Below are 2,755 nucleotides of genomic sequence, written 5' to 3'. Positions count from 1 at the left end.
GGATAGTCGCGCCACATACTGATCGAACCCAGCCCCTCGTGCAGGAAGACCACCAGCGGGCGCTCCTGCCGCTGCGGCCGCAGCCACTGGATCTCTATCTGGATACGGCGGCCATCGAATGGAATTTCCACCAATTCGCTTTGCATGCCCTTGCCCTTCATCATCGGTCTGTCGTTGCCGGCACGATTGCCGGCTCCGGAGCCACGCCTTCGGCAGCCGCGTGCGCAGCCTCCTCTCGCTGGCGCAGCCGGAAGCGCTGGATCTTGCCGGTGGCTGTCTTCGGCAGTTCAGCCACGCACTCGATCTGGCGCGGGTACTTATACGGGGCCAGCCGCGACTTGACGAACGCCTGCAGCTCGGCCGCCATGCCCTCATGCCAGGACTGGCCGGGGCGCAGYACCACGAACGCTTTCGGCTTGACCAGTTCGTCGGCATCGGCCACGCCGATCACCGCCGCCTCCAGCACGGCCGGATGCAAGGCCAGCACAGCCTCGACCTCGAATGGCGATACATAGATGCCGCCCACCTTGAGCATATCGTCGCTGCGCCCGGCGTAGAYGAAATAGCCATCCGCATCCTGCTGGTACTTGTCGCCGCTGCGGGTCCATTCGCCCACGAAAGTGTCGCGGGTCTTGTCGCGGTTGCCCCAGTACATCAGCGCGGCGCTCGGGCCCTTGATAAAGAGGTCGCCGATCTCGCCCGGCGCGCAGGGCTGGCCCGCTTCATCCAGCAGCTTCAGCGCGTAGCCGGGCACCGGCTTGCCGGTGGTGCCGTAGCGCACGTCACCGGGACGGTTCGACAGGAAGATGTGSARCATCTCGGTGGAGCCRATGCCGTCGAGGATGTCGCAGCCAAAATGCGCGCGGAAACGGTCGCCGATATCCTTGGGCAGCGCCTCTCCCGCCGAGGTGCAAACGCGCAGCGCAACGTCCGGCCGACCCGGCAGGTCRCTCGCGGCCAGCATGCCGGCGTATAGCGTGGGCACGCCGCAGAACACCGTCGGGCGCTGCTCGCGCAGCCGGCGGAACACCGCTTGCGGCGTGGGACGTTCGGCCATCAACACGGTGGTGGCGCCAACGGCAAGCGGAAAGGTCAGCGCATTGCCCAGGCCGTAGGCGAAGAACAGTTTCGCCGCGGAAAAAACCACATCGTCTTCACGCAGGCCAAGCACCTGGCGCGCATAGAGATCGGCGGTATGGAACAGGTTGCCATGCGTGTGCACGGTGCCCTTTGGGCGGCCCGTGGAGCCGGAGGAATACAGCCAGAAGGCGATGTCGTCCGGCCGCGTGGCGGCAGCGCCTTCCAGCGGCATGCCCTGCCCGGCCATCTCGGCCACGCTCGGCCCCGGGCCGCCACTACCCGCATCCGGTGCGGCGAGGATCAGCGCGGGCGCGGTGCCAGCTTTACCGATGGCATCGCGCATGACGCTGGCCAGCGGCGCCGAGACCACGGCCGCGCGCGCGCCGCTGTGGTCCAGCATGTATGCGTAGTCGTCGGCGGTCAGCAGCGTGTTGACGGCCACGGGCACCACGCCGGCCAGCAGGCAGCCGAGGAACACCGTGGGGAAATCGATGGTATCCAGCGCGCACAGCAGCAGGCGCTCCTCGGGGCGGATCCCGGCATGCAGCAGGGCGGCGGCAAAGCGCCGGCAGCGCTGGTCCAGCGCGGCGAAGCTGAGCGGGCCGGCATCGTCCACATAGGCGACCTTGTCGGCGCGGCCTGCCGCCAGGTTGCGCGACAGCAAGTCGGCGGCGGCGTTGTAGCGGGCCGGCAGTACGGAAATGGCCGCAGCAGTAGCAGCAGTAGTCGCATCGGCCGCCGGGGACGGGGATGCAATGGGGGGCGTCATGTCTCCACTCCTCGATGCCGTCCCCGGGTCGCACTTCGCCGTGGGGACGGAGTCAGGTTTGTCGTGATTTTTTGTTTTTCTTCTTGACCTGCATTTGTCGATGCATTTTATTGCATATAGCCTATTATGCAAGCAGAGAAATGCACTATATGACACGATGGCCGCGTCCCTTATAATCGCAACCCCGATCCCGGCCCCAACCGCTCCCATTCCCCATCCAGACCCGCCCGCCATGCGCCGCGACCCAGACCCACTGCTGGCCCCCGACTCCTCCGACGCCCGCCCTGCCGGCGAGCGCGATCCCTACCTGACGCAGCTCGGCGAGCGCATCCGCTCGCTGCGCGCGGCGCGGGGCATGTCGCGCAAGGACCTCGCACGCGGCGCGGAGGTGTCCGAGCGCTACCTCGCCAACCTGGAGACCGGCACCGGCAATGCATCCGTGCTGCTGCTGCGCCAGGTGGCGCGCGCGCTGGATGTGCCGCTGCCGGTGGTGCTGGCGGAGATGGAGACCCAGCACGCTGCTGGTGGCCAGCCTGCCTCGGAGTTCTCGCAGCTGGTGCAGTGGCTGGCGCAACTGCCCACGGCCGACCTGTCACGCGTGCGTGAGGCTTGCCACCACGCCCTGGCGCCCTCGGCCTCCCACGACGCGCGCCATCGCCGCATTACGCTGATCGGGCTGCGCGGCGCCGGCAAATCCACACTCGGGCGGGCGCTGGCCGCGGCCATGGAAGTACCCTTCGTCGAGCTCAACGGCGTCATAGAGCAGGAAGCCGGCGCCAGCCTGGCCGAAATCCACTCGCTCTACGGGCAGGCCGCCTACCGCCGCTACGAGATGCGCGCGCTTGAACGCGTGCTGCGGGAGAACGACCGCATGGTGCTGGCCACGCCCGGGAGCCTGGTCTCGGA

The 2,755-nt window shown here is 67.8% G+C and carries 2 protein-coding genes and 1 pseudogene; 1 reads left to right on the top strand and 2 read right to left on the bottom strand.

Annotated elements, in window-relative coordinates; all coding sequences use genetic code 11:
• Positions 1–146: pseudogene (locus AC1DS3_RS37495) on the bottom strand (alpha/beta fold hydrolase); the annotation flags it as partial.
• 14 nt (positions 147–160) lie between these two features.
• On the bottom strand, positions 161–1,849 hold the full coding sequence (locus AC1DS3_RS37490; protein ID WP_477129232.1) for a benzoate-CoA ligase family protein: 1,689 nt from the start codon (positions 1,847–1,849) through the stop codon (positions 161–163).
• Between the two features lie 232 nt (positions 1,850–2,081).
• Between AC1DS3_RS37490 and AC1DS3_RS37485 the strand changes: the two genes are divergently transcribed.
• Positions 2,082–2,755: shikimate kinase (locus AC1DS3_RS37485; RefSeq protein WP_477129231.1), on the top strand; the 674-nt coding region annotated here is incomplete at its 3' end.

It is taken from the genome of Cupriavidus sp. 01L46, assembly GCF_056399905.1.
The sequence above is the reverse complement of the archived record's forward strand: the minus strand, read 5'-3'. Positions and strand labels throughout refer to the sequence as shown.